The following is a 230-nucleotide window of genomic DNA, read 5'->3' as shown; positions in this document are numbered from 1 at the left end:
ACCACACGGTCTACTACTTTCTCAAATGGAGCCAATTGATGATCATAACTACCAAGTGTAGTTTCTTTTACTCTTTTTAAAAGTTCCCTAAAGTCTGGATTACCACTCAGATCACTGCGAAGTGCCAGTGTATTGACAAAAAAGCCTATCATGCCCTCTAACTCTGATTGGGTACGATTCGCAATAGGCGTTCCAACACAAATATCATCCTGACCACTATAACGCGACAA

The 230-nt window shown here is 40.9% G+C and carries 1 protein-coding gene; it reads right to left on the bottom strand.

The window, feature by feature from the left end; genetic code table 11:
• A partial coding sequence (locus tag FLA105534_RS00110) for a condensation domain-containing protein (protein WP_173964027.1) occupies positions 1 to 230 on the bottom strand: 230 nt, incomplete at both ends.

The organism is Flavobacterium collinsii, assembly GCF_902804485.1.
Taxonomy (GTDB): Bacteria; Bacteroidota; Bacteroidia; order Flavobacteriales; family Flavobacteriaceae; genus Flavobacterium; species Flavobacterium collinsii.
The sequence above is the reverse complement of the archived record's forward strand: the minus strand, read 5'-3'. Positions and strand labels throughout refer to the sequence as shown.